Source organism: Lysobacter enzymogenes (assembly GCF_017168095.1).
In the GTDB taxonomy this organism is placed as follows: Bacteria; Pseudomonadota; Gammaproteobacteria; order Xanthomonadales; family Xanthomonadaceae; genus Lysobacter; species Lysobacter enzymogenes_D.
Genome location: NZ_LXSD01000077.1, coordinates 1 through 2,620, shown reverse-complemented (window position 1 = coordinate 2,620; position 2,620 = coordinate 1). Strand labels below are relative to the sequence as shown.

The window sequence follows — 2,620 nt, the reverse complement described above, 5'->3', positions numbered from 1 at the left end:
CGCGATGGCCGCGTCGATGGCGATGGCGCGCTCGGCCGGCGCGGCGCATTGCGCCTGCGCGGCGCCGGCGGCGAGCGCCGCGGCGCCGGACACGACGATGGCGCAGGCGTACGGGAGGCAACGCCCGCCGCGTTCAGGGCGGATCATCGCGATGGCACACGGCTTCGACGAGCGCATAAGCGTTCTCGCTGCGGCGGGAAGGCGGAGGAAGGACGTAGTCGATCGTGCAGCGGCGCCCGGCTTGCGCGCCCCAGCGTACGTGCAGGCGGCCGCGTTCGGCCAGCCCGGTGGCGTAGATGCGGCTGGCCTGCGCGACCGCGCCGACGCTGCGGCCGCTCTCGTCGAGCACCTCGGCGGCGAACGGCAGCGGCGCGCCGGCGTCGTCGCGCACGCTCAGGATCGCGCCGCGGCCGCCGCGGCTCGGGTACGCCACCCGCACCACCGCGCCGGCGAACGGCACCACGGTCTGCGCGGTGCCGGCGATGTCGACCTGGGCGCGCGCGCTGAGCGGATCGATCTCGACGGTGTTGCGCGCATACGGAATCAGATACGGCGCCAGCGCATAGCCGCGCCGGTCCACGCGCGCGCCGCCCTGGTTGAGCAGGCGCGCGCCGCTGGCGCCGTCGGCTTCGACCAGGGCCAGGGTTTCGCCGTATTGCGGGCCCAGGGTCAGGCCGTGCGCGTGCAGCACCGCCACGCCGTCCACGCCCCAGCCGTATTGGCGATAGCCGCGGCCCCAGCCGTAGGACGCGTTGAGCGTCGCGAACGGCGCGCGGTACAGCGCGTTGGCCGCGCCGCTGCGCTCGCCGCCGGCGCCGTCGGCGACGCTGACGCCGTAGCCGAGCACGTCCTCTTCGCCGAGGCTGCCGCTGACGCCCAACCGAGTGTCGTGGCCGCGCGCGCTGCGCTCCAGCGAGGCGGCGACGGTGGCCGCGCGCCCCAGCGGCAGGGTCAGGCCGAGGAAGTACTGATCGTCGCTGCGCCCGGCCGCGTCGTCGACCCGCGCGGCGGTGAACACGATGCCGAGGTTGCGCCACTGCCCGCGCACGCCGGCCTGGTAGTTGCCGCTGCTGGAGCGGTCGCGATAGCCCAGGCGCGAGCCGCTGAGGTACAGCGAGGTGCGCGCGCCCAGCGGCCAGCTCAGCGACAGCTGCGCGCTGTCGCGCAGGCCGCGCGCGTCGGCGCCGAGCAGCGGTTGTTCGCGCCGGCGCAGCGCGGCGTACAGGTCCAGGTGCGCATCGCCGGTGTAGGCGGCCGCGGTCGCCGCCACCACCAGGCCGTTGTCGAAGCGGCGGTTGTAGCCGCTGCGCCAGCGCACTGCGGTGCCGACGCCATCGGCGCGCACCGGATTGGCGTCGAGCGAGAACGCGCCCCAATCGGTGTTCCAGGCCGCGCCGAGCACCAGCGAGCGATAGCCCTCGCTGAGCAGCGCGCCGGCGTAGCCGGTGAAGGCGTTGGAGAACCCGTACTGCGCGCTGGCCTGGGCCACGCCGGGCCGCTGCGACAGCGCGGTTTCCTCGACCCGGCCGAGCACGAATTCGTAACCCAGGCTGCCGGCGCGGCGCAGCTGCGGGTTGGAGGCGTTGGCGACGCGGAAGCGGGCGGCGCGGCCGTCGGCTTCGATCACCGCCACCTCGAGGTCGCCACCGTTGCTGGCCGCGTACAGGTCGTCGATCTCGAACGGCCCCGGCGCGACGTTGCTGCGATACAACAGGCTGCCGCGCTGGCGGATCTCCACCACCGCATTGCTGTAGGCGGTGCCGCGCACCACCGGCGCGTAGCCGCGCAGCGAATCGGGGACCATGCGCTCGTCCTTGATCAGGCGCGCGCCGCGAAAGCCGTACACGCCCAGGGTCGGATCGCCGGCGGTGGCGCGGCCCAGCTGCAGCCGTCCCGACCACGCCGGCAGTGCGCGTTCCAGATACGCGGCCTGGGTGTCCCAGCGCGAGGGCTCGCCGTCGGCCCGGCTCAGCGCGCCGCGCTGGCGGTATTGCCAGGCGCCGAGGTTGGCGCCGAACTCCACGCCGAGGTAGCGGCTGCGGTAATCGCCGTCGTCGCCGCGCAGTTCGCTTTCGCTGTAGCTGTAGCCCAGCACCAGCGCGTTCTCGCCGCGCTGCCACAGCTCCGGCGCGACCGCGCCGCGCGCGCTGCGGCGCAGCGCCGCCTGCGGCACGCTGAGGTCGAGCGACAGCTCGGCGAAGTCCACCTGCACCGCGGCCTGGGCGACGCGCGCGGCCAGGTCGATGCATTCGGGTTCGTCCGCCGTCGCCGCCAGGTCGACGCCGAGCCGGCGCAGCAGCGGCCCGCTCAAACACGGGCGCGCGGGAGTTCCGGCCGGCTCGCTGCGGAATTCGATTTCCTCGCGCAGCGCGAACGCGCCGTTGACGCGCAGGTCCAGCCGATAGCGCCCCGGCGCGACTTCGCCGGCGCGGGCGAAGCGCGACAGGTCGGCCTGGCGCGCGCTGCCGGACAGATAGCGCAGGTCGAATTGCGGTTCGGCTTCGGCGGGCGCTGCGGCGGCCGACGACGCGGATGCGGGCGACGCTGGTTGCGGCGGCGGTTGCGCCGGTCGTTGCGGCGGCTGCGACGCCGCGTGCGGCAACGGCGGCGACTGCGGCCC

1 protein-coding gene is annotated in these 2,620 nt (G+C 75.0%); it reads right to left on the bottom strand.

What is annotated here, in order from left to right:
• Window positions 1–133 precede the first annotated feature (133 nt).
• On the bottom strand, window positions 134–2,620 hold a 2,487-nt coding region (locus A7A76_RS02195), incomplete at its 5' end, for a fimbria/pilus outer membrane usher protein (RefSeq protein ID WP_206409663.1).